Below are 24,625 nucleotides of genomic sequence, written 5' to 3'. Positions count from 1 at the left end.
ATAGGTAGAATTTAATAGGCGAAACTTAAATAAAACTTAAGGTAAATTAATTTTTTAAAAAATTTAATTTAGACTGGCAATAACGGTTTTATTACGGCCCGTTTCTTTTGCATGATAGAGCGCTTTGTCAGCACATTTGTATACTTGATCAATATCATCACTGTGCTGCGGCCATGTAGCAATGCCGATGGAGACATTTATACAACCAACTTTGGCCATCGGTGTATTCGCCACTTCATTACGTAACCGCTCTGCAATAACAAACGCGCTATCGCTATTTTCGTTCGGTAATATAAGTAAAAACTCCTCCCCACCAGTACGCGCGACAATATCATCTTTGCGAGATACCTGTTGAATCATACTCGTTAAAGTTTTTAGTACCTCATCGCCCACATCATGGCCAAAGGTGTCATTAACCCGTTTAAAAAAGTCGATATCTATTTCTAGAACCGCAAAGGGGATCTGTTCTTGAATTAATTTATCTAACAATAAATACAAACCTCGCCGATTATGCGCACCAGTTAGCGGATCGGTGAGTGCATCTTGGCGTAATTGCCCCATTTGTAACTGCAGTATATTAACTCCTTCTAACATGGCTGCTTTAAGTTGCTGCGCTTCAAAATACCATGATTTAATGTCTTTTAATTTATTAACATTATTTTCGTCATTTAATAAATGTGAGCTGTCAGCTAAGAGCTTTAAAGGTCTTGAAATAAAGTGCGCTAAAAGAGCAATAGCTAGTAACATCATAAGTACTAAAGGAGTGATACGTTTAAAAATCTCGATCCCCAACACATCTAAATAGGCGAGTGTGTCTTTTAATGGACGCTGAGCAACTATTCCCCAGTTGGCTATTTCTACAGGGGCATACCCTGCTAACATAGATATATTGTCACTGTTTTTTACTAATTCTTTCCCTAAGGAGCCACTTAACACAGCAGTGATCACTGAATTATTATTGACCTGTTCACCAATACGTTTGCTATCAGGGTGGTAAATTAGTTTTTTGTTCGCATCTACAACATAAATGTACGAACCACCAGAATAGTAATGCTGCTCTAATAGTTCACTTAAAATATTAGACTCCTTTAAATATAGCGTTCCTCCAATATAGCCCATATATTTGCCGTTTTTATCAAAAAATGGACTTGAAATAAAAATCACTAAGTTATTTTCAGGTGAGATATAAGGGTAACTGACCAGTGGTTGTTTTTTTGCAAGTGCTTGCTGCGCACCAATAGAAGAAGATGTGACGCCGAGCACATTCGGTAAATAAGGTGAGGTTGCCACCGTTATACCATTTTTGTTAATAGCAACTGAGTTAAAACTATTGGTTTGCAAATGAAGACGCTTTACTTCCTTCTCTAACAATACATTGTTATCAAGATCTGCTTCTATTATTTTTGCAGAATATGCCAACTGTTGAAGTGCAGACTCTAAAAAATTATTCGTTGCTGAGGCCAGTTTATTAGCATAAGCGTAGTTACTTTTTAGGGTGTAATTAATCAACTGCTCTTTTTGTACTTGATAAGTAAGATAAAAACTACTGCCTAGCGCAATAACAACGGCCGAAAGCGCTAAAAATAAAATGAGTTGTCTTAATTTTAAGGTAGTTTGAAAAGGAAAACGCAAATTGAATATCACTCTGAGTAAATAAAACGACTGCTATATTGCACGCGCACATAATACAGAAATTAAACTAAGTAGCCTAATTTTTGTTATTTTTGGAATAATAAAATGACATTTATTATATATGTCGGGTTTTGCAGTTAAGCTCAATAATAGTTAAGCTGCATGCACTTTATTTTTATTTAGCCTTGAGGTGTGTGTTGCTAAATAAGTACCTGTTGTCGTCTTCTCTTTTTTTAATCGGATGTTTCATGCCAATAAAATCTTCTTTTGCCGATTCTGCGCTGTCGCTTGAACAGCAACTTGGGCAAAAACTTATGCTCGATTTACGCTACTTTTGTCACCAAGGCAGCAGTAAGCGCTGCAGAACAGCATTAACCGAGTTACCAGATACACTAGCCAAAGCGATTAGCCGTTATGATATTGGCGGGGTTATTTTATTTTCTGAAAACACCCAAAGCATCGAACAAATAATTAGCCTTAATCAGCAACTGCAACAAGCTGCGTCTCACTCTAAATCAGGCTTACCACTGTTTATTTCTATTGACCAAGAAGGCGGACGCGTAGCTCGTTTACCTCGCGATGTGGCCACCTCATTTACCGGTAATATGTCAATTGGCGCAACTTACTCTGAGCACGGTACTTATTTCGCCACCCAAACCGCGAATGTTCTTGCCACGGAGCTTTCAGCATTGGGGATTAATGTAAATTACGCGCCAACCGTTGATGTAAACATGAACCCAGACAATCCTGTCATTAATGTCCGCTCTTTTAGTGAAAACCCAAATGATGTAGCAGTATTAGGTGCCGCACAAGTTAGTGAATTTGAAAAAAATGGCATTATTAGCGCACTAAAGCATTTTCCTGGGCATGGCGACACCAATGTAGATAGTCATACTGGCTTGCCTAAAGTGATGCATTCAAAAGAGGTGATTTACGCACAAGATTTAGCGCCCTTTAAACACATTATTGAGCAGCATAGTCCGGGCATGATAATGACTGCGCATATTCAATACCCTGAGCTTGATAGCAGTACATTAACCAATGTAGACGGTAAGCAAATGATCAAGCCCGCGACAATGTCGCGTAAAATCATGACCGATATTCTACGTAAAGAACTTAACTATCAAGGTGTGGTGGTAACCGATGCACTTGATATGGCAGGTATTAGTCACTTTTTTAGTCCAACTCAAGCAATTATAAACACCTTTGCCGCTGGGGTTGATATTGCGCTGATGCCAATAGAGATTAGAACGCCAGATGACATTAAAAAGCTCGATGCTCTCATTGAGTCATTAGTCAATGCGGTTAAATCAGAGCAACTAAACGCACAGGAAATTGCGCATTCGGCACAGCGTATAACCTCACTTAAAAGTAAATTTAAATTAAACGCTTTTCCTGATCCCATTAAAGCATTAGCCAATGCTAAGCACATTATTGGTAATAAAGCACATCGCGAATTAGAAGCGTCACTGGCATTAGCGGCGATCACCCAAATAAAAAATAACAACAACACCTTGCCACTTAAGCTTACTGCTGGCCAACACATTCATATTATTATGCCCGATACGCGTAAATGTATGGCCATACAACAAGCCATAATGGCGCTCAGCTCACACGCATTAGTTTATAGCTGTAGCAGTTTACAAGGTTTTGACCCAATCGATGCTCAGCGAAATATAAACCAAGCTGATATTATTATTGCCGGAAATGCCACGCCTAATCAAAGCGCGGTGGAAATTGGCGGGATGGATGATTTAGCCGATAACCCAGACTTTGCCCTCAATAACGCAGAGCAACCTAAAGCACTTGAATCATTACTTAAAATGGCTAACAAGCAACAAATACCCACCGTGTTTATTAGTTTGCGAGCCCCTTATGATATTGCTCAGTTTGGCGATTCTGCCGATGCAGTATTAGCTTCATATGCTTATAATATTGACGTAGACAAAAACGAGCAAGTATCTGGGCCTGCATTTACAGCACTTGCTAAAGTATTACTCGGTCAAGCCCCTGCTAAAGGCAGCTTACCGGTAACTATTAAACAATCAAAGAGCCACTAATATGAAACTCAATTGTGATTTAGGTGAAAGCTTTGGCGCGTGGAAAATGGGGCTTGATGATCAAGTAATGCCGCATATTGATATGGCAAACATTGCCTGTGGTTTTCATGCGGGCGATCCTAGCGTTATGGCCAATACTCTTAAGCTCGCTAAACAGCATAATGTTATGATTGGCGCTCACCCAAGCTACCCCGATAAACAAGGATTTGGCAGACGCTCAATGAACCTGAGTGTGGCCGAGCTCACTCAGTGTTTACACTACCAAATAGCTGCTCTTGATGGCATGGCAAAGGCACAAGGATTAACCCTTCGTTATGTCAAACCCCATGGTGCGCTTTACAACGACATGATGAAACACCAGCCACTACTTAGTGCTGTGATGGGCGCGGTTGCCAGTTACCCTGCTGATCTAAAATTAATGATACTTGCCACGGCCGATGCTAAACACCACCATACAATGGCACGTCACCTTGGACTAACGCTTGTTTTAGAAGCGTTCGCAGACAGGCTATATACAGATCAAGGGCACCTCGTAGCACGAAATATAGCAGGCAGTGTGCATGATAAAGCAGCATTATTGGCACAAGTTAAACAGCTTTTGGCCAGTAACAGTGTGACTACCCAGTCAGGAAAATCGTTAAAACTTAACGCCGATAGTATTTGTGTGCACGGTGATAACGCCCAAGGTGTTGCGCTTATTGAAGACATTAAGGCACTTTGCAGCGCAAGCGTATAACTTCCTCTAAGCTGTAAACCCCCTTTACAGCTTTTACTTTCTTTTATCACCTTCATTCATTGGTAGTTTTAAATACTGGCTTCGTCGCATCTGACTGTTAATTATCCCTCTCCTACCCTATAAATAGAGCAGTGATTTCAAACAGGGATAAATAATGAAAACGCTTTTAGCTATGAGTCTTATACTGGGCAGCAGTCAATTAGCTGTTGCCAATACCGATACATTACAACTTCAAGATATCTTCAATCTTGAATATGCCAACCAAATAGACATAACAGAAGACGGTAAAACCGTGTATTTTGTCCGCAACCGCATGGATATTAAAACCGACCGTAAAGTAGCCAATATTTGGTCTGTTGATTACAGCACAGGGCAACTACAACCATTAACTTCTGGTGTATATATGGATTACTCGCCAGTAGTCTCTCCTGACGGACAGCGACTTGCTTTCATATCAAACCGAGATGGTAGCAACCAAATATATATTAAATGGTTAAAAACAGGGGCTATCGCTAAGGTTAGTAATTTAACTAGCAATCCAAGCTCACTAACTTGGACTCCTGATTCAAACCAGCTGGTGTTTAGTATGTTTGTTCCAATGGCGGCGTCTGCGCCTGTCAGCTTACCTGGAAAACCAAAAGGTGCCACGTGGGCAGAGCCTGCTAAATATATTGACGATGTTTATTATCGTGCCGATGGAGGGGGTTATACTGAAAAAGGGTTTAGTCAATTATTTACACTTGATGCCAATGGCGGTAATGCTCAACAACTCACCAACGGTAATTTTAATAATGGTGGGGAAGTCAGCTTTAGTAAAGACGGTAAAACATTGTATTTTTCTGCTAATCGCAATGAAAATAATGAATTGAAGCCCACTAACACTGAGCTCTATCAACTCGATTTAGACTCGCTAGCCATTTTCCCTCTAACTGAGCGTAATGGGCCTGATCAACAACCTAAAGTGTCACCTGATGGCAAATACCTTGCCTATACAGGGTATGACGACAAGCGTACTAATTACGAAAACACCCAACTCTATATTCGCGATTTAAAAACAGGGAATACTCAAAGCCTAACCACCGATTTTGATAGAAGTGTTGGCCAAATTAAGTGGAGCGCGAACTCAAAAGGGCTTTATTTTAGCTATGCCGATGAAGGGCAAACTGCGCTGGCTTATCAACCTCGAAGTGGCAAACGCAAAGTGATTACCGAAAAAATAGGCAGTGTGGCGTTTGGTCGCCCTTATTCCGGTGGCGATTTCGATATTAGTGAAAATGGTCATGTTGCATTTACATTGGCCGATACCCAGCGCCCTGCTGATGTAGCCACAATAAAGCGTGGTAAAGCGCAGCGCTTAACCGATTTAAATTCTGATGCACTCGCAACCAAGCAACTCGCTGAGGTTGAAGAATTATGGCTTAAATCAAGCCACGATAAGCTGCCAATACAAGGCTGGGTTGCTTACCCACCGGGTTTTGATAAATCAAAAAAATACCCATTAGTGCTTGAAATTCATGGCGGCCCTGTCGCTAATTATGGCCCGCACTTTAGTGCCGAAGTACAACTATTTGCCGCTAGAGGGAACGTGGTTTTATACATGAACCCACGTGGTAGTGATTCATACGGTAAAGAGTTTGCGCAAACCATCCATCATAATTACCCAAGCAATGATTACGATGATTTAATGACTGGGGTTGATGCGCTTATTGCAAAAGGGTTTATTGATGAATCTAAGTTATTTGTAACCGGTGGCTCTGGCGGCGGTGTATTAACTGCTTGGATTGTAGGTCATACAGATCGCTTTGCTGCAGCTGTTGTTGCCAAACCAGTAATTAATTGGATCAGCTTTGTACTCACTGCCGACTTCTATCCTTTCTTTGCCGATTATTGGTTTCCGGGCAAACCTTGGGATCATATTGAGCATTACATGAAACGCTCACCCATCAGTTATGTTGGCAATGTTAAAACCCCAACCATGTTACTCACGGGTGAGGCAGACTACCGTACGCCTATTTCAGAAACAGAGCAGTTTTATCAAGCCTTAAAATTGCAGGGAGTTGATACTGCGATGGTGCGTATTCCAAACGCCTCACATGGTATTACTGCCCGTCCATCTAACTTAATGACCAAAGTGGCATATATTCAATGGTGGTTTGATAAGCATTCGAAATAAAACGCAGAGTTATGAGTGACGAGCTATATAAGCTCGTTGCTCGAAGCTCACAAGTGTAAACCCCCTTTACAGCAATAATGTAAGTAACCCCTTACATACTCAAACTAAATATCGGACTTAGCTTCAAACTGAGTTGGTAAAAAATCGGTTTATAGAAGAAATAGTGCTGTGAGTTAGTAAAAAATCGGTTTGAGTCACTGTTTATAAGCCCTCAGTTAGTAAAAAAATGTTTTATAAGCTGCAGCAGTTAGTAAAAAATCGGTTTATTACTCTCTCGATACCTGCTTAAAACCTTTAAATTAATCGTTTAAGTGGTCAAATTGTGGGTTAGAAAGACAAATTCCCCTCTTTAATAATAAAAAATGGCCGTTATTAGCATGGTTAGTTAAAATCTGATCTGTATTAATAGCAGCTAGTTAAATCGTGATCTGCTTTAAGTCAGTTAGTTAAACTCTGATCTATATACGGCAAAAACAGTTAATTTATCGTGCTTATACGTGTTAAAGCGTAACCAACATAAAGCCCTCACAGCCGAGCATAAACATCCTTTAAATTTATTTACACTTTTAACCTGCATTGCATCCCTGAATAACTAGCTAGTAAAATACTGATCTATTAAATTTTTCCTTTATGCAGGCATAAAAAAGGGCCTTGCGGCCCTTAAGTAACACTATCTAGTTGAATTAAAATTGGTTCATGGTGTTAGCTTCACCACCGGCTTTAAGTGCATTCTCACCTGAGAAGTACTCTTTGTGTGTATCGCCAATGTTTGAACCTGCAAGGTCTTGGTGTTTAACAGACGCTTGCTCACGACGGATTTCTTGACGCTGTACATCACGTACATAAGCCAGCATACCTAAGTCACCAAAGTAACCTTCAGATAGAATATCTGTGCTTAATGCTGCTGTATGGTACGTTGGTAACGTGATTAGGTGGTGGAAAATACCCGCTTCACGTGCACCATCGCGTTGGAAGTTTTGTACTAATAAGTCAGCGGCTGCTGCAAGCTCTGTTGCATCCATTTCTGGAGCCATAAGCGCTTTGTTATCATCAAGACTTGGGTAAGCGCTCAGGTCACGACCTTCTTCCTGCCATTCTTGGTATACTTGCTCACGGAACTTCAGCGTCCAGTTGAACGATGGTGAGTTGTTGTATACTAATTTAGCATCTGGTACTTGCTCTTTTACGCGATTAACGAGTTCAGCAATTTGTTTTACATGTGGTTTTTCTGTTTCAATCCACAGTAAATCAGCACCTGACTGTAGGCTCGTTACACAATCTAGTACTACACGGTCTTTTTCAGTGCCTTCGCGGAACTGGTATAAACCATTGTCTAGGCGTGTTGGCTTACAAAGCTGACCATTAAGCTTCATTGCTGTTTCGCCTTCATTTAAGTCATCAACACTGTTTACTGGGGTTGTTTCTAAAAATGCATTGTATTGGCTTGCTAAGTCACCTGGTTTTTTTGAAACCGGTACTTTTTGCGTAAGGCTTGCACCTAGTGAATCGGTACGCGCAACGATAATACCGTTATCAATACCTAGCTCTAGGAACGCGTAACGCACTGCATTAATTTTTGCTAAAAAGTCTTCATGTGGAACCGTCACTTTACCTGCTTGGTGACCACATTGCTTAGCATCTGATACTTGGTTTTCGATTTGGATAGCACATGCACCCGCTTCAATCATCTTTTTAGCTAGTAGGTAAGTTGCTTCTTCGTTACCAAAACCGGCATCAATGTCAGCAATAATTGGTACAACGTGCGTTTCAAAGTTATCAATTTTGTTAAGTACTGCTTGAACGTCGCCGCCGTTTGCTTTTGCGTCGTCTAGTTCATTAAATAAGTGGTCAAGTTCACGTGCATCCGCTTGCTTTAAGAAGGTATAGATTTCTTCGATAAGTGCCGGTACTGATGTTTTCTCATGCATACTTTGATCTGGAAGAGGACCAAACTCAGAGCGAAGCGCTGCAACCATCCAACCGCTTAGGTACACGTAACTGCGCTTAGTTGTTTTTTGATGGCGCTTAATTGCCATCATCATTTGTTGGGCAGTAAAACCATGCCAACAACCTAAAGACTGTGTGTACTGGCTTGTGTCTTTATCGTATGCAGCCATGTCTTCACGCATGATGTCTGCCGTAAATTGTGCAATATCAACACCAGAGCGAAAACGATTTTGTAAACGCATACGTGTTGCGTATTCAGGATTAATTGTTTTCCATGCACTGCCTTGTGATTGGCATAATGTTGCTAGTGTATCTGTTTCGCCTTGATATGTTGTCATAATAAAGTCCTTCGAACGGGTATTAATATTTATTGTTGAGAGAGTGACTACATCACGTTAGCTCTGTAGCGCTTAATTAAACATTAGGCTTATTTTTTAGATTTAGTAAATTTATAGTTTTTATTGCGGCTATACATATAGTGAATGACTAAAAAGCATTCAAAGCCACTTTTTTGCGATATGGTAGGTGTACGCATATAAAAAATTGCACACTGTCGGACCGTTTAAGGATATTAATTATGAGCCACACTCTCACCCATTCAGGACTCAGCGTTGACAAGCAACTTGCTGAATTTGTTAAAAAACAATTATTACCTGGTACCCATCTTGATGAACACCAGTTTTGGAAAAGCTTTGCCAACATAGTGCAAACACTTACACCATTGAACAAATCACTACTGGCTAAGCGTGAACAGCTACAAAAGCAAATTGATGACTACCACCTTGCAAATAAAAATGCTGACCAAGCTCAGTATCAAGCGTTTTTAAAAGATATTGGCTACCTAGTTGATGAGCCTGAAAACTTTAGTATTGAAACTCAAAATGTAGAGCCAGAAATAGCGCTGACTGCAGGGCCACAGCTAGTGGTGCCGGTTAGTAATGCACGCTTTGCACTTAATGCAGCTAATGCACGTTGGGGGTCGTTGTACGATGCTTTATATGGAACCGATGTATTAAGCGAAGACGATGGCGCCGAAAAAGGCAGCCAATACAACCCTGTTCGTGGCTTTAAAGTAATGGCTTACGCAAGGCAGTTTTTAGACAAAGCATTACCGCTTGAAAATGGCTCGCATATTGAAAGTACTAACTATTCTATTGTTGACGGCACCCTTGCTATTACCCTGCGCGACAGTTCGCACACCACACTTAAAAACCCTGAGCAACTGATTGGCTATCAAGGTGAAGCACAAAACCCGAGTGTTATTTTACTTAAAAACAATGGATTGCATATTGAGCTGCAAATAGACCATCACCACCCTATTGGTCAAGCTGATAAAGCAGGGTTAAAAGATGTGGTGCTAGAAGCCGCACTAACAACCATTATGGACTGTGAAGACTCGGTTGCCGCAGTGGATGCAGAAGATAAAGTACAAGTTTACAAAAACTGGCTTGGTTTAATGCAAGGCAACTTGGTTGAAACGTTTAGAAAAGGCGACAAAATGGTCGACCGCACGTTACAAGCTGACCGACAATATACAGGTCTTGATGGCCAAAAACTGACCCTCAAAGGGCGCAGTATGATGTTTGTGCGTAACGTGGGACATTTAATGACAAATCCAGCCATTACCGATGTAAGCGGCAATGATGTGTTTGAAGGCATTATGGATGCCATGTTCACCGCAACAGCTGCTTTGCACGATTTAAACACTAAAAACACGATTAAAAATTCAACCGCGCAAAGTATTAATATTGTAAAACCGAAAATGCATGGCCCTGATGAAGTCGCCTTTGCTAATACCTTGTTTGGTATGGTTGAAGAGGCGCTGAGCTTGCCTAAAAACACCCTTAAAATGGGTATTATGGATGAAGAACGTCGTACATCAGCCAACTTAAAAGCATGTATTCATGCAGCAAAAGAGCGTGTTGTGTTTATTAACACTGGCTTTTTAGACCGCACTGGCGATGAAATTCATACCTCAATGCAAGCGGGTGTTGTGCTGCCGAAAGCGGCTATTAAAGCACAGCCTTGGATCAGCGCTTACGAAGATCGCAACGTTGATATTGGCCTAGCCTGTGGCTTAAGCCATAAAGCGCAAATTGGTAAAGGTATGTGGGCAATGCCAGATAAAATGGCAATGATGATGGAGCAAAAAATAGCGCACCCTCAATCTGGCGCAAATACCGCTTGGGTGCCCTCCCCTACTGCCGCCACATTACACGCAATGCATTATCATGATGTTGATGTATTTAGCCTGCAGCAAAGCATTGCCACGCGTCAAATAGCAAGCCTAGAGAGCTTACTTACACCGCCGCTCATGCCAAACCCTGAAACGCTATCAAAAGAAGATATTCAAAGCGAGCTTGAAAACAACGCGCAAGGTATTTTAGGCTACGTAGTACGTTGGATTGAACAAGGAATAGGCTGTTCTAAAGTGCCTGACATTAATCATATTGGCTTAATGGAAGACAGAGCCACCTTACGTATTTCAAGCCAACATATCGCCAACTGGCTACATCATGGAGTATGTAGCAAAGAGCAAGTGCAAAAGGTAATGGCAAAAATGGCTAAAGTTGTTGATGGCCAAAATGAGCATGACAGCCTTTACACGCCAATGGCAACTAATGAGCAGACATTAGCTAAAAGTATTGCGTATCAAGCTGCTTTAGCACTGGTATTTGAAGGGGTTAGTCAACCGAGCGGTTACACAGAGCCGCTTCTACACAGCTACCGCTTGAAATATAAAGCACAGCACCATAACCTAGCTGAATAGCTGAATAGCTGAATAGCTGAATAGCTGAATAGCTGACATTTATTTAACACTAAAAAAGCGCGTTTTGCCTACACAAAACGCGCTTTTTGTTTTATTAAGCGGCAAAATAGCTAAAATTCGCCTAGTTAAAACTACGAATTAGTTTTTAATGGTCGCGTTGTGATAAACATTTTGTACGTCATCGCAATCTTCAAGCATATTGATAAATTTATCAAAGTTGGCAATCACTTCTTCATCAGTAATTTCAACATGTACTTGCGGTACAAAGGTAATTTCATCAACTTCAAAGTTAATGCCTTCAAATGCCTCTTCCAGTGCCGTTTTAGCTTTAAAGTACTCAGTATGCGGTGCAAACACCGACACCTTGCCATCTTCGGCTTCTACATCGGTTACATCAACGTCAGCCATCATGAGGGCTTCTAACACAACTTCGTCGTCATCGCCTGCAAATCCTAAAACAGCAAGGTGATCAAACATATGTGCAACACACCCAGGTGTACCTATTTTTGAATCTGTTTTAGTAAACGGTAAACGTACATCTTTAATTGTGCGGTTTGGGTTGTCGGTTAAACAGTCAACAATCACCATACAATTACCAGGGCCGTAACCCTCGTAACGGGCTGAAGAGTAATCTTCCCCTGCCCCACCGGCTGCTTTTTCAATTGCTTTTTCGATTACGTGCGCAGGAACTTGGTCTTTTTTTGCTTTTTCAATTAAGCGGCGCAATGTTTGATTTACATCGGGATCGGGTTCACCACTTTTGGCTGCAACGTAAATTTCTTTACCGTACTTCGAATTTACTTTAGTTTTTGCGTTGGCTGTTTTAGCCATCGAACTTTTGCGGACTTCAAATGCTCTGCCCATCTTGTGCCTCTATTGAATACATTCGGTTTGCGATATTTTACCAATTCAAACCGTATTGGGCTAGTGGTTCAACATGCTATGCTAAGTAAAAGCAGCTGGGTATTAATTTAAATAATACCCGTTATGCTATTAAATACAACAAAGCTCAATTTAACATAATCAGGGCCTGTTAACCTTTGCGGATTGATATTTGTTCAAACTAGGGACAATTTAATCGCGGCGCGAGATTTGTAACCTAGTGGGCTAAGTCAAAACCGCGCAAAGCTTCCGCGTCCTGCTCACGCCCCTTACCTACATCCATGTAGGCAACAAAGAGTTAATTGCCCCTAGGCAGAACCCTCCGGGCAACGCCTGTTTGGCATTGATGCTGCGTTATCGCCTATTTATGGGGAATAACCACACTACATAGGCTCTGCCTTGCCTAAATACCAAACAGACTGCTGCAAATTCAACCTTGAAAGGTCAACAGACCCTCACTTTTTCAGCGTAATTGTCAATTAATGACACCAACTCATCAAACGCATGAATAACAAAATCGGCTTGTTCGGCATACCCGGGGGTTACATCAGGTGCATACAAACAGGCACGCATATTGGCATTGTGCGCCGCTTGTATGTCGTATAAATAATCACCAACATAAATCACATTATCAACCGGCATTTCCCATTGAGTTGCAACCGTTAATAAAGCGCTCGGATCGGGTTTTGCTGGTGCGTCTGTTCGGGTGAGTACTGTTTCTATTGGTAGCGGGTTATTCTGTAACTTTAATGTCGCCGCCTTATCAAAATTACGTGTAACAATGGCCATAGGTATGTTTTTAGCTTGTAGCGCTTTAACAGCCTCTACAACGCCAGGTAGAAGCTTAGCCGATTGTGCATCTAACAACTCATGCTGATGCACTATATTCATTGCTTCTTCACGCATATAGGGGGAAGGCAGTTGTTCTATGTAATCGAGTAAGTCTTGCTCTGCAGGGCAACCTACTTGGGCTTTTATCAATGAAAAGTTTAATTCTGAAGATACTAAAGTTCCGTCTAAATCAAAAATAACACCTTTGATTGACTCAATTTGCGTTTTCATTTCATTCCTTGCGCTAAATAATTAGCTCAGTATGCTAGGTTTGGCTTAGGTTATCTAAACCTTTAATAAAAAGTATATCAATAAACATATAAAAAACAGCTCAGTCCATTGAAATTTAATTATAGCTCATTTGATAACGTAATAGTTTGGGTTTGTATAACTGGTATAGTTAAGACTTTACGATGCAATTAATTAACTCGATCAGCTATAAAGGAAAGTGCGCACCCTCTAAAGGTGCGCAATAATAGTGGTTATTTCGGCTCAAATTTCGCTTCAAGCCAGGTATCGTCTTGGCTAAAGTTTAAGGTTTTTATCTGTCCTCGCCCTTCAACATTCACCATATTCACTTGTGCAGGCCACAAATCACGCAGTGCACCATGACTCATTCTAATGCCCTCAATCTCATCGGGAATAGCAGCTTCTTGGTACACCCAAAAAAACTTACCATCCACTTGTGCACCTACATAATTAAGGGTGAGGGGCTCACCGCTCAAGGTTTGTAAGGCAACATGAGATTCAACATACTTGGCAAAGCGTTTTTGGTCACGCTTGTTACTCATAATATCAACTTTGCCTTGAAACAAGTTACCAACAGCATGCTCTGTGTCATGTAAATAAAAACGATGCATCAATTCAATATTGTGCGTACGCTGATTAAATAACACCGTTGTAACGGATGATTTTAATTGATGCGCCATACTTGGCGCAGCAATTAAAAAACAAACAATAATAAGCAAAAAACGCATTATTATTGATCCTCGTCGTTATTTTTTTCGTCTTTTGGCTCGTCTTTTTTCAGCTCTGTTTTGATATCTTGCATAATATCGCGGCTTACTTTTGCCTTACTCTTTTCACGTTTATACACTTCAATACGCGAAGGAATAATACGACGTGGGTAGTGGTTATTTTCTACATCAACATCTGCTGTTTCCCAGCCTGGATCAACCGTTACTGAGGTAAGCGGTTTGTTTTTGTCGGTAATAATCAGCTTTTGTACGTTTTTGTGATTACGACGCCAAATTTCTGCAGGAATATAACGTTCCTCTTTAGTGCCATCTTCATACGTTAGCTCTAAAAGAATTGGCATCACTAAGCCACCGAGGTTTGAAAACTCCATCACGTAGTAGTTTTTGTCTTCTTCTAGCGCGCGATCAAGTGTTTTACGCTCCCACGGCTTTAAACCTTTTAAAAACTTATTGTACGTATTACGCTCTTTGTTTGTAACGGTAAAGCGATCGTTTTCGTCATAAAAATCTGTCACATCTGGATTTTGTTCAACCCACGTTTTTTTACCTTCAGCGCGATTACGCTCAACAAATAATGAACTTGGCTTATCAGCTTCAATATCACGTAAACGTTTAAAGTCGATATCTGGATTTTTGGTGTCTAAACGTAATTGATATACTTTATCAAGCGAGATATCAACATGGTCTGTGGTGTAGAACCAACCACGCCAAAACCAATCTAAATCAACACCTGAGGCTTCTTCCATAGTACGGAAAAAATCAGCCGGAGTAGGGCGTTTATACTTCCAGCGCTGAGCGTACTCTTTAAAGGCAAAATCAAATAATTCACGCCCTAAAATCACTTCACGTAAAATATTTAATGCCGCAGCTGGTTTAGTGTAGGCGTTAGGGCCTAAACGTAGCACGCTGTCTGATTGCGTCATGATAGGCACTTGAGTCTCTGACTTCATGTAAGCCACAATGTCACGTGGTTCAACGCCCCATGGAATGGTTGGATCCCATTCACGCCCAGCAACACCATCTAAAAAGCTATTTAAACCTTCATCCATCCAAGTCCATTGGCGCTCATCTGAGTTTACAATCATTGGAAAGTAGATATGACCCACTTCATGAATAACAACACCAATTAAAAAGCGCTTTTCTGCTTGAGAGTAAGTGCGTGTACCATCGTCTTGTAAATCTGTACGTGGGCCATTAAAAGTGATCATTGGGTATTCCATACCCCCTACAGGGCCATTAACTGACTGCGCAGTTGGGTATGGGTAATCAAATGAATACTGTGAATACACTTCCATCGTGTGTACAACCGCTTCAGTTGAGTATTTCTTCCATAAATCGCCACCTTCTTTAGGGAAGAACGACATCGCCATAACGAGTGGTTGTTCATCACCACCTTGCTGGTAACCTTTAGCATCCCACATAAATTTACGTGATGATGCCCAAGCAAAGTCACGAACATTTTCTGCTTTAAAATGCCATGTTTTTGTTTTGTCTGTACCGGCTTTTTCGTTTTCGAGCGCTTCGTCTTCGGTAACAACAAACACAGGGCGTTTTGCTGTTTCAGCTTCTTTTAAACGCTTGCGCTGAGTGCTGGTCAATACCGAGCTTGGGTTATCAAGCTTACCAGTTGCCGATACAATATGATCCGCAGGAACCGTAATTTCAACATCGTAGTCACCAAACTCTAAAGTGAACTCACCACTGCCTAAAAACGGTTTGTTTGTCCATGCTTCGTAATCGGTGTAAGCTGCTAAGCGAGGAAACCACTGTGCAACTAAGAAAATATCGTTACCGTCTTCTTCAAAATGCTCGTAACCTGCACGTGCGCCTACCGCGTCTTCTTCAACGAGGTTAAACGCAAAGTCCATACTAAACTCAACATCTTTACCGGGTTTAAGTGGCGTATTTAAATCAATGCGCATTAAGGTATCAACCACAGTCACGCGCAGCGCTTTACCATCTTCATCTTTAACATTGCTGATGGTGTAACCCAGTTCATTATCGTCCATAAATTGCTGACGACGTAAATCACCTAAGCTTAACTTAGCTGGTTTTGCATCTGGCTCGTTCTGTAGGGTACTTTTAAATGTTTGCGTGGTTTCTGCAATTGAGTCATTTTTAAAAATATTTTGATCAAGCTGAAGCCATAAATACTTTAATGTATGCGGAGAGTTATTTTTATATTCAATTGTTTGACTCCCCGTTAAGCGACGCTTTTGCTCATCAAGCTTTACATCAATATCGTAATCAACGCGTTGTTGCCAATAATTTTCAGCAGGGGCACCAGCTGCACTACGGTAAACGTTAGGCGTAGGTAAAGCTTCATCTAGTTGACGAAACTTATCAACATAGCTGCCTTTAGTTTGCTCAACAGATGAGGCAAGCACAGAGCTTGCCATTGCCAAAGGCAATACAAACGCGCTCAGTGTAAATAAATTTTTCTTCATTGTTAATCCTGATCGATTTTAGTAATGCTACTGTGACAAATTTACAGCTTAGCTTCAATAAAATAGCGATAAAACCCTGCTTTTATAGGGTGATATTCCCCACCTTTTTGTAAATACAATAAATAGCGTTTTATACAACAAAAAAGAACGGACATTTCGTCAGAAATTGAATAAAAAAACAAAGGCAATTAATACGTCAAACAAAACTGTAAAGGGGGTTTACAAAACACACTGGCTATCACTAAAAGTAGAGATAAAAGCAAAAAACACAGCTATTTTCATTAAAAAAGCTAAATAACGCAGTTTTAGGTTGATCTTTACTATGGTTTGTAATTAGAATCGCCCACTTTTTTAATTTGAGAGCATTTTTTTAGCGTTTCTCTCAAATATTTTTTGTTCTAACTAGGGTCTGTTGACCTTTCAAGATTAAATTTGCAGCAGTCTGTTTGGTATTTAGGCAAGGCAGCGCCTATGTGGTGTGATTATTCCCCATAAATAGGTGATAACGCAGCATCAATGCCAAACAGGCGCTGCCCTTTGGGTTCTGCCTAGGGGCGATTTACTCTTTGTTGCCTACATGGATGTAGGTAAGGGGCGTGAGCAGGACGCGGAAGCTTTGCTCGGTTTTTACTTAGCCCACTAGGTTACAAACCTCGCGCCGCGATTAAACCGCCCCTAGTTTGAACGAATTTTAATCTGCAAAGGTCAACAGACCCTAATCGTATTAAGTGTGGTGAGTTTATGGATTTTTATGTCCTAAAAAAGCAGCAAAAACTAATTGCAATACCAGCAGACGTGCAAAATTGTAAGCAGTATATAAACTCGGGTTATCTGTATATTGATAAAGTCGCTGCTTGTAATGAAACTAATGCACTGCAAGTATTACAAGCTAAAAAAGCCAAAGCATTAAAGTGGCCTTTAACAATCGCGCTCGCTGCTTTGCCCGTTATTTTTATAGCTTGGTATACTTTAACCTAAAGCGATACTTGCATCTTTAATTGCCTTGGGTATATTGGCGCTCTTATGGTTTTTTAAGAGCGCAAAATGAAAGTTCTTCACACTTCAGACTGGCACCTAGGTCAGCAATTTTATGAATATGATCGCCGTCATGAACACCATGCTTTTTTCTCTTGGCTGTTAACCACCCTCGTTAACCAACAAATCGATTTATTGCTTGTTGCAGGTGACATTTATCATACTGCCACACCAAGTGCTAACGCCGAAAACCAACTCTATCAATTTATAAAAAACGCCAAAGCCCAGTGCCCACAATTACACGTTGTTATTATTGCGGGTAATCATGACTCCGCTAATCGTATTTTGGCTGCACAGCCCTTATTAGCCCAGTTTGATACTCATGTGGTAGGGCGGTTTAACCCTGCTAAACCCAGTGACGTTGTAATAACGATTAATAACGATGATAAACGCGCTGTGGTACTCGCTATGCCTTTTTTACGCACCAGTGACATAAGCACGCTTAGCCAAACCGAAAATGGCCCCAGTTACGCACAGGGCGTTGCAAAAGCCTATGAACTTGCTCTTGAACATGCGCTAACACTTAACGCTGAAAATACGCCTTTAATTGTTATGGGTCATTTGCATGCAAAAGGCGGTAATATTTCCGGTGACTCTGAACGTAATTTGGTCATTGGCGGTGAAGAAGCTATTTCAGCGTCGGTATTTGGTAAGCAAGCCAATTACGTCGCACTAGGGCACTTACATAAAGCACAACTAGTAGCTAAAAATGAGCAAATACGTTACAGCGGCACGCCTATTCCAATGTCGTTTTCAGAAAGAAAGTATACCCATCAAGTAAATGTGGTTGAATTTAGCGAGCAAAAAAACCAACCGTTAAACACTACTGTAAACCCCCTTTACATTCCGCGCTTAGCTGAAGTAATTGTTCTTCCTGAAGGAGAGTGTGTGCCTTTAGCGCAGCTGTGTGAGCAAATAAAAGCACTCGATACAGAGCAATACGACATTGCTCCTTACTTGCGAGTAAAACTTAAATCAAGTGATACCGATACCACCTTTCGAGAACAAATTGAGCAAGCACTTAATGGAAAACAGGTTAATTTTTGTGGCATAGAGCGAGTTCGTGACCAGCAAGTGAGTAATTCCTCAGAAACGGTATTTGAAGATTTAAGCTTTGTTGAAATGCTCAACCCAATTAGCTTACTCGAACAAGCATTTAATAATGATAAAGATATGGCCGCAGCAACCGTATCCAATGAATTAAAAGCACTGTTAACCGACGTAATTGAAGAACTTGAACAGGAGCAACTGCTATGAAAATAACGGCTGTTCGTATTCATAATTTAGCCTCCATTGCCGATGCCGAAATCGACTTTTTAGCTTCACCACTAAAAGACGCAGGCCTCTTTGCCATTACAGGTGACACCGGCGCAGGTAAAAGCACCGTACTCGATGCCATCTGCTTAGCGCTTTATACTAAAACCGCGCGTTTGAAAGGCGATAAAGGTAACCTAATTGATTTTAATGGCGATAACATTAAGCTTAACGATGCCCGCAATTTATTGCGCCGTGGCAAATGGGAAGGGTACGCCGAAGTAGATTTTAGTGGCCAAGACCAACAACTTTACAGAGCACGTTATAGTATTCAACGTACACATAAAAAAGTAACCGGCAAACTTAAAGTGGCCGAACATACTTTACATAGCCTACCCGATGAAACCTTAATTGCTGACAAAAGTGGCACCTTAAAAGCCATAGAAAATAAAATAGGTTTAACCTTTGAGCAATTCTCGCGTGCGGTGCTACTAGCACAACATGAGTTTGCCGCCTTTTTAAAAGCCACTGGCGATGAGCGCGCGCAGCTTTTAGAGTGCCTGACTGGCACCGATAAATTTAGTCGAATAGGGCAGCGTATATTTGAGCGCAACAAAGCTATTAAAGATAAATTTGAATTACTAACGGCAAGTTTAGCCAGTTATACGTTATTGTCTGACGATGAACTGAGTGAAAAACAACAAACGCTGGCTGATTTAAAACAACAAATTGAACACACTAAAACAACTTTAGCAACGACAGAGGAAGGCGTTAATTGGTATAAGCAAGCACATAGCTTGGAGCTGACATTAAAAAATGCTCAGCAAAACGAGCAACAAGCACATGCCGCACTCAATGCTGTTAAAGCGCAAACTGAGCAAGCGAAACAAGCGCAAAGTACGCTTGAAATTAAAGATAACCGCCAGCGCTGTGAAAGCTTAACAGCACAAAATAGCCAGTTAAATACACAAATAAAACAATTAAACGAGCTTGATCACAACTCGCTGATCACCGAGCAAGCAAGTAACGTTAAAAAACAGCAAAACGAATTAGATACAGCAAAACAACAAAAGCTAACAGCAGAGCCTCTGATTGCAAAAGCGCGAGAGCTCGACAGCCAATTAGCAATATATAACCAAACGATAAAAAGTCTGACTCAACAAAGCACCAAAGAGCAGCAACAATTAAGTGATTTACAACAGCAGCTACAACAAAACAAAATAAGCGCAGAGCAAGCCACAACTCAAATCACAGGGCATCAGCACTGGTTGAACGAGCAGAGTCAATTAAAGCCATTGGCAACTGATTGGAACTATTTTCATCATAGTTTTAAGCAGTTTTTTAATACTCAGACACAACTAAAAACAACCCAGCAGCAAGCTCAGGCTCACGCAGAGCAACAAACAATACTCACAGCAAAACTTAACGAGCAAAATAAACAACTCGAAAAAGCAGAGCAAACGCTTATAACGCAGCAGCAAAGCCTAAATAAGCTAAACCAGCAGCACGCTCAATTTAACATTGAACAATGCGACAGTAAGCTTAAAAACATTGATTATTTAAAAGATCAGCGCACACGCTATAAGCAGTTTAACCAAGAGTTAAAACTCACGCTACAGCAGCAACGTGATGTGGCAGAAAAGCTCAGCCACAGTGAACACACTAAAACCACGCTGCTTACGCAATTAACCAGCAAAGAGCAGGCACTTAAACACGCAGAGCAAGCGCTTAATCAAGCGAGGCTTCGCGCCAGTGAGCATGTTGAGCATTTACGCGCACAACTGGTTCCAAATGAGTCGTGTGCCGTTTGTGGGGCTACAGAGCACCCGTTCGCGAGCAATCAAAGCCAACCTTTTACAAACTTAATAACCGACTTTGAAAATGCATATAATAGCAAAAAACAGCAACACCAAGATGCTCAAGCACAGCTTCATCAACACCAAACACAACACGCTGTTTTGGTGGCAGAGCATGCTCAGTACAGCCAAGCCATTAGTGATGCACAAGCCAAAATGCTGGAAATTAAAAATACCATGCAAGCGGCTAAAACCGAGCTTAATGAGTTAACAGTTGAGCAGCTTGATGAAACTTATAAGCAATTAAGTGAACAAAAAACACAGTATTTTTCGGCGCAAAAACAGCTCAGTAATTTGCAAGAAACTGTTAACCAGCTACAAAGCACAGTTAAAAAAGAACAAGCGACACAGCAACAATTAAATACACAGCATGTTGAGCTGAGCAATCAGCAATCTCAGCTTAATAACAAATGCGATGAACTAGCAACTCAAAGCGAAGCGCTTATAAAAGAGCTCAATTTACATTTTGAACACAGTGATTTTTGGCACGCATTGCAAGCAGGATCGTTAACGCTTAGCGATTTAGCTCAGCAGGTAGAACAATATCAGCAAATCCAAGCACAGCTTGAACAAAGTCAAAAACAATGCGACAGCGCCAATGTACAGTTACAACAACTAACACCGCTTATAACCAAAGCAGAGCAGCGAGTTAACACGCTCAATGAAGAATTAACTCAAACACAGCAACAGCACAATAATACGCAGCAACAGCGCTTAGCCTTATTTGATAACCAAACTATTAGCGCCGATGACTACCAAGCTAAACTGTCAGCACAGCTAGAACACTGCCAAAGCCAATTAAGTGCCAGCCAACAAGCACACGACAGTGCCGTAAAACAGCGCGATGAACACGCCATCACGCTTAAAAACCTTGAGCATCGTCTGGCAGATAACCACCAAGAGTTAGTGATGCTTGAAACGCGTTACAACGACTGGTTTAAAGAATTTAACATCCTTCATGGCGATATCAGTCATGAGCAAGTCACATTTTTACTAACTATCAGCAACGACGATATTAAAACTCAGTTAAAACAAGGCGAGCAACTATCGCAAGCAGTCGTTGATGCCAGTGCCGCGTTAAAGCAACAGCAACAAACTAATGAACAGCATCAACAAAATAATCAGCCAACGCAAAGCGAAGCACAGCTAATTGAGCAACAAAACCACTTAAATACCCAGCAAACACAATTGCAAAATAGCTTACTCACCATCAACACCGCGATTGAGCAGCACAACCAAAATGCAAAAGCGCTTGAGGGCAAACAAGCTGAACTGAGCCAGCTCAAGCAACAGGTTGACCAATGGCATTTACTTAATAAAGTACTAGGTGATGCCACAGGTAAAACAATGCGTAATTTAGCGCAAACACAAACACTCAAAATATTGCTGCATTATGCTAATAGCCATTTAAAAACCCTTAACAAGCGTTATGAGCTCACTGCAATTGCTGAGTCACTTGATATAGCCATTATCGACCGCGATATGGCCGATGAACAACGATCGGTCAATACACTATCTGGCGGTGAATCGTTTTTAGTATCGTTGGCATTAGCACTGGGACTTGCCTCACTATCTTCGAACAAAGTGCAAATTAACTCGTTATTTGTTGACGAGGGCTTTGGAACACTAGATAGTGAAACACTCAGTATTGCCATGGACGCGCTAGATTCATTGCAAGCGCAAGGTAGAAAGGTCGGTGTAATTTCACATGTAAGTGAAATGAGCGAACGCGTTGCTACGCAAATTCATGTCGCTAAAAAACCGGGTGGATACTCCACCATAAACGTAATTTAAGGAGACAGCATGCCCACTTTCACAGGCGAAGAAGCACAAGAATATGATAACCGCATTACCCGTTTAGTCCCAGGCTATGAGCTACTTCATCAACTAACCAATGCACAACTGCAAACCACGTTAAGCGACGATGCACACATTTTAGTGATTGGTGCCGGCACAGGTAAGGAAGTATTAGCATTAGCAAAAATGAATCCTAAATGGCAGTTTACTGCCCAAGACACCTCTAGTGATATGCTCGATATTGCAAAACAACGCTTTGCAGAGCAAGGTATTGATAGCCGTGTCACTATTGAATGTAGCCCAGTTGATAAAATAAAAGCGAAAGCAGACGCCGTATTATGTTTACTGGTGATGCATTTTGTAGAAGATAACGGCGACAAAAAACAAATTCTTAAAAGCATTAAAGCTAACCTTAAAAAAGGAGCGAATCTTTATATTGCTGATTTAATGCGCCCAGAAACAACATTTGAACGTGAGTCACAATTAAACACCTGTGCTCAATTAGGCCTAACTGAAGCAGGCAAAACTCAAATGGGGCATAACCTCGAAAGAGAGTTTTACCCCCTAGATCGTATGCGCTTTAGTGAACTACTGAATGAATGTGGATTTGGTATTCCAAAGCTTTATTTTAAAGCACTTGGCTTTAGCGGTTACGTTGTATAAATTTTTGTCAAAAAAAAAGCTAATATCATAATGATATTAGCTTTATTGCTTAACACGAGTTTAAGCGGGGTGAGTGCGCTTTAAAGCCCACTCCCTCTATAATTAGATGCAAACGATGTTTTCAGCTTGCGGGCCTTTTTGACCTTGAGTAACAGTAAACTGTACACGTTGGCCTTCAGCTAGCGTTTTAAAACCGTCGCCAGAGATAGCACTGAAATGTGCGAAAACGTCTGCGCCAGATTCTTGCTCGATAAAACCAAAACCTTTTGCTTCGTTAAACCATTTTACTGAACCAGTAGTTGTATTAGACATAATATGTATCCTAAAAATTAATTAAAGTGTGCCTGAAAAGAGGCGATTGAGCCGAAAAAATAGTTAACTTGAGGATATCGCGTAGGATTATTACTAAAACAACGGGGTACTAACAAATAAAACAAAACTTCTTTCAAACTTATAAATATTGATGGGTTAACACTAACCCATCAATTAAAACTATTTAGATGCAAACGATGTTTTCAGCTTGCGGGCCTTTTTGACCTTGCGTTACAGTAAACTGTACTTTTTGGCCTTCGGCTAATGTTTTGAAACCGTCGCCAGAGATAGCACTGAAATGTGCGAAAACGTCTGCGCCAGATTCTTGCTCAATAAAACCAAAACCTTTTGCTTCATTGAAAAATTTTACTGTACCAGTAGTTGTATTAGACATAATAATATCCTAAAAAAATAATAAAAAATTTGCCTTAAAATAGGCGTTTAACAGGAAGAAAACAAACATTTAACTTGAGGATATCGCGAAGGATTATTACTAATAACAACGAGGTACTTACAAATAAACAGGGCTTTCTATCAACCCGATGGCAAGCAGAATAACAGCAATACACTTTATAACAAGCTTTATTTACACTTTATTTTTACCTATTTAGGCAAAGCCCGCTGCCATAGGCTTTGCAGCGTCATCGCCTTAACTTTTTAAAGTTCGTGTAAAACATAACCTGTTAAAAGTGCAAGTTACGCGCTCTTACAATATCTTTCATCACAATGGTTGAGGTTAAACGTTGTACACCCGGTAAGGCTGATAGCTTGTCATCGTAGAGTTGCTGAAACGCGGCTAAATCTTTAGTTACAACATGTAACAGGTAATCAGGGGTGCCAAATAAGCGTTGTGCATTGGTGATCTGAGGGATAGCATCCACCGCTTGCTCTAATTTGCTTAACGACACTTTATCACCTTCTTTAATAGTAATAAATACTAACGCAGAAAAGTTTAAACCAACCTTCTCCGGTGATATTTCTGTTCTGTAGCCAACAATTGCTTTGCTTTTCTCAAGCTCTTTTACACGACGATGACAAGGTGACACGCTTAGCCCAACACGATCAGCCAATTCAGAGAGGGTGAGCCTGCCATCAACTTGCAACTCAGCAAGAATTTTCCTATCTATGGTATCCATAGTTGATTATTTCCTAAAATGAACGCTTATGTCAGTAAAATACAGTAACTTTTACTCATCAGAAAGAAATAAAATAGCAGCTCACTTATTTTGGGTTTTAGCGCATGGATACGCATG

17 protein-coding genes are annotated in these 24,625 nt (G+C 40.8%); 8 read left to right on the top strand and 9 right to left on the bottom strand.

What is annotated here, in order from left to right; translation table 11 throughout:
• Window positions 1–63: 63 nt before the first annotated feature.
• Window positions 64–1,632 (bottom strand): sensor domain-containing diguanylate cyclase, encoded by a 1,569-nt coding sequence (locus ACTRWE_RS14645; protein ID WP_427685065.1) that lies wholly within the window; start codon window positions 1,630–1,632, stop codon window positions 64–66.
• A 248-nt stretch (window positions 1,633–1,880) separates the two neighbouring features.
• Between ACTRWE_RS14645 and ACTRWE_RS14640 the strand changes: the two genes are divergently transcribed.
• The 3 genes from ACTRWE_RS14640 to ACTRWE_RS14630 all read left to right on the top strand — a co-directional run bounded on the left by ACTRWE_RS14640 (window position 1,881) and on the right by ACTRWE_RS14630 (window position 6,601).
• Window positions 1,881–3,692, top strand: coding sequence for a glycoside hydrolase family 3 protein (locus ACTRWE_RS14640; RefSeq protein ID WP_411738187.1), 1,812 nt, complete (start codon window positions 1,881–1,883; stop codon window positions 3,690–3,692).
• Between the two features lies 1 nt (window position 3,693).
• Window positions 3,694–4,428 carry a 5-oxoprolinase subunit PxpA gene (locus ACTRWE_RS14635; RefSeq protein ID WP_024602421.1) on the top strand — a complete coding sequence of 245 codons (735 nt, stop codon included), beginning with the start codon at window positions 3,694–3,696 and terminating at the stop codon, window positions 4,426–4,428.
• A gap of 154 nt (window positions 4,429–4,582) precedes the next feature.
• Complete coding sequence (locus ACTRWE_RS14630) at window positions 4,583–6,601, top strand: S9 family peptidase (protein WP_350653667.1); 2,019 nt, start codon at window positions 4,583–4,585, stop codon at window positions 6,599–6,601.
• A gap of 683 nt (window positions 6,602–7,284) precedes the next feature.
• On the opposite strand, the gene ACTRWE_RS14625 is transcribed toward ACTRWE_RS14630, so the two are convergent.
• Entirely contained in the window at window positions 7,285–8,886 is a 1,602-nt protein-coding gene (locus ACTRWE_RS14625; RefSeq protein ID WP_013462827.1) for an isocitrate lyase, read from the bottom strand.
• 239 nt (window positions 8,887–9,125) lie between these two features.
• Here ACTRWE_RS14625 and ACTRWE_RS14620 point away from each other — a divergent pair, with 239 nt between their 5' ends.
• The gene (locus ACTRWE_RS14620; RefSeq protein WP_350653669.1) at window positions 9,126–11,318 is read left to right on the top strand and encodes a malate synthase G; all 2,193 of its coding nucleotides are present in this window, start codon (window positions 9,126–9,128) and stop codon (window positions 11,316–11,318) included.
• A 138-nt stretch (window positions 11,319–11,456) separates the two neighbouring features.
• On the opposite strand, the gene ACTRWE_RS14615 is transcribed toward ACTRWE_RS14620, so the two are convergent.
• The 4 genes from ACTRWE_RS14615 to ACTRWE_RS14600 form a co-directional block, all read right to left on the bottom strand.
• Complete coding sequence (locus tag ACTRWE_RS14615) at window positions 11,457–12,182, bottom strand: YebC/PmpR family DNA-binding transcriptional regulator (protein ID WP_013462824.1); 726 nt, start codon at window positions 12,180–12,182, stop codon at window positions 11,457–11,459.
• 462 nt (window positions 12,183–12,644) lie between these two features.
• The gene (locus ACTRWE_RS14610) at window positions 12,645–13,262 is read right to left on the bottom strand and encodes an HAD family hydrolase (RefSeq protein ID WP_350653671.1); all 618 of its coding nucleotides are present in this window, start codon (window positions 13,260–13,262) and stop codon (window positions 12,645–12,647) included.
• Window positions 13,263–13,513: 251 nt separating this feature from the next.
• Complete coding sequence (locus ACTRWE_RS14605; RefSeq protein ID WP_033103224.1) at window positions 13,514–14,008, bottom strand: DUF6702 family protein; 495 nt, start codon at window positions 14,006–14,008, stop codon at window positions 13,514–13,516.
• A gap of 2 nt (window positions 14,009–14,010) precedes the next feature.
• On the bottom strand, window positions 14,011–16,455 hold the full coding sequence (locus ACTRWE_RS14600; protein ID WP_350653673.1) for a M1 family metallopeptidase: 2,445 nt from the start codon (window positions 16,453–16,455) through the stop codon (window positions 14,011–14,013).
• Between the two features lie 741 nt (window positions 16,456–17,196).
• Between ACTRWE_RS14600 and ACTRWE_RS14595 the strand changes: the two genes are divergently transcribed.
• The 4 genes from ACTRWE_RS14595 (at window position 17,197) to ACTRWE_RS14580 (ending at window position 23,060) form a co-directional block, all read left to right on the top strand.
• Window positions 17,197–17,433: a hypothetical protein gene (locus ACTRWE_RS14595; RefSeq protein ID WP_013462818.1), complete on the top strand. Its 237-nt coding sequence runs from the start codon at window positions 17,197–17,199 to the stop codon at window positions 17,431–17,433.
• Between the two features lie 66 nt (window positions 17,434–17,499).
• Window positions 17,500–18,747 carry an exonuclease SbcCD subunit D gene (locus ACTRWE_RS14590; protein ID WP_462880214.1) on the top strand — a complete coding sequence of 416 codons (1,248 nt, stop codon included), beginning with the start codon at window positions 17,500–17,502 and terminating at the stop codon, window positions 18,745–18,747.
• Window positions 18,744–22,394 (top strand): AAA family ATPase, encoded by a 3,651-nt coding sequence (locus ACTRWE_RS14585; RefSeq protein ID WP_462880213.1) that lies wholly within the window; start codon window positions 18,744–18,746, stop codon window positions 22,392–22,394. Before ACTRWE_RS14590 ends, ACTRWE_RS14585 begins: the two co-directional genes overlap by 4 nt.
• Before the next feature lie 9 nt (window positions 22,395–22,403).
• On the top strand, window positions 22,404–23,060 hold the full coding sequence (locus ACTRWE_RS14580) for a class I SAM-dependent methyltransferase (protein ID WP_076922557.1): 657 nt from the start codon (window positions 22,404–22,406) through the stop codon (window positions 23,058–23,060).
• Between the two features lie 102 nt (window positions 23,061–23,162).
• Here the strand turns inward: ACTRWE_RS14580 and ACTRWE_RS14575 are convergent, their stop codons facing one another.
• The 3 genes from ACTRWE_RS14575 to ACTRWE_RS14565 form a co-directional block, all read right to left on the bottom strand.
• Window positions 23,163–23,372, bottom strand: a complete 210-nt coding sequence (locus ACTRWE_RS14575; RefSeq protein WP_007377377.1) for a cold-shock protein — start codon at window positions 23,370–23,372, stop codon at window positions 23,163–23,165.
• Window positions 23,373–23,556: 184 nt separating this feature from the next.
• Window positions 23,557–23,766 carry a cold-shock protein gene (locus ACTRWE_RS14570; protein WP_008463923.1) on the bottom strand — a complete coding sequence of 70 codons (210 nt, stop codon included), beginning with the start codon at window positions 23,764–23,766 and terminating at the stop codon, window positions 23,557–23,559.
• A gap of 289 nt (window positions 23,767–24,055) precedes the next feature.
• A complete protein-coding gene (locus ACTRWE_RS14565) occupies window positions 24,056–24,508 on the bottom strand; it encodes an Lrp/AsnC family transcriptional regulator (protein ID WP_462880212.1) in 453 nt (150 codons plus the stop codon).
• Window positions 24,509–24,625: the final 117 nt, after the last annotated feature.

This window comes from Pseudoalteromonas sp. G5_S1_54_S4 (genome assembly GCF_054968565.1).
Note: the sequence above shows the minus strand (reverse complement) of the source record. Positions and strands in the feature narration are given on the sequence as shown.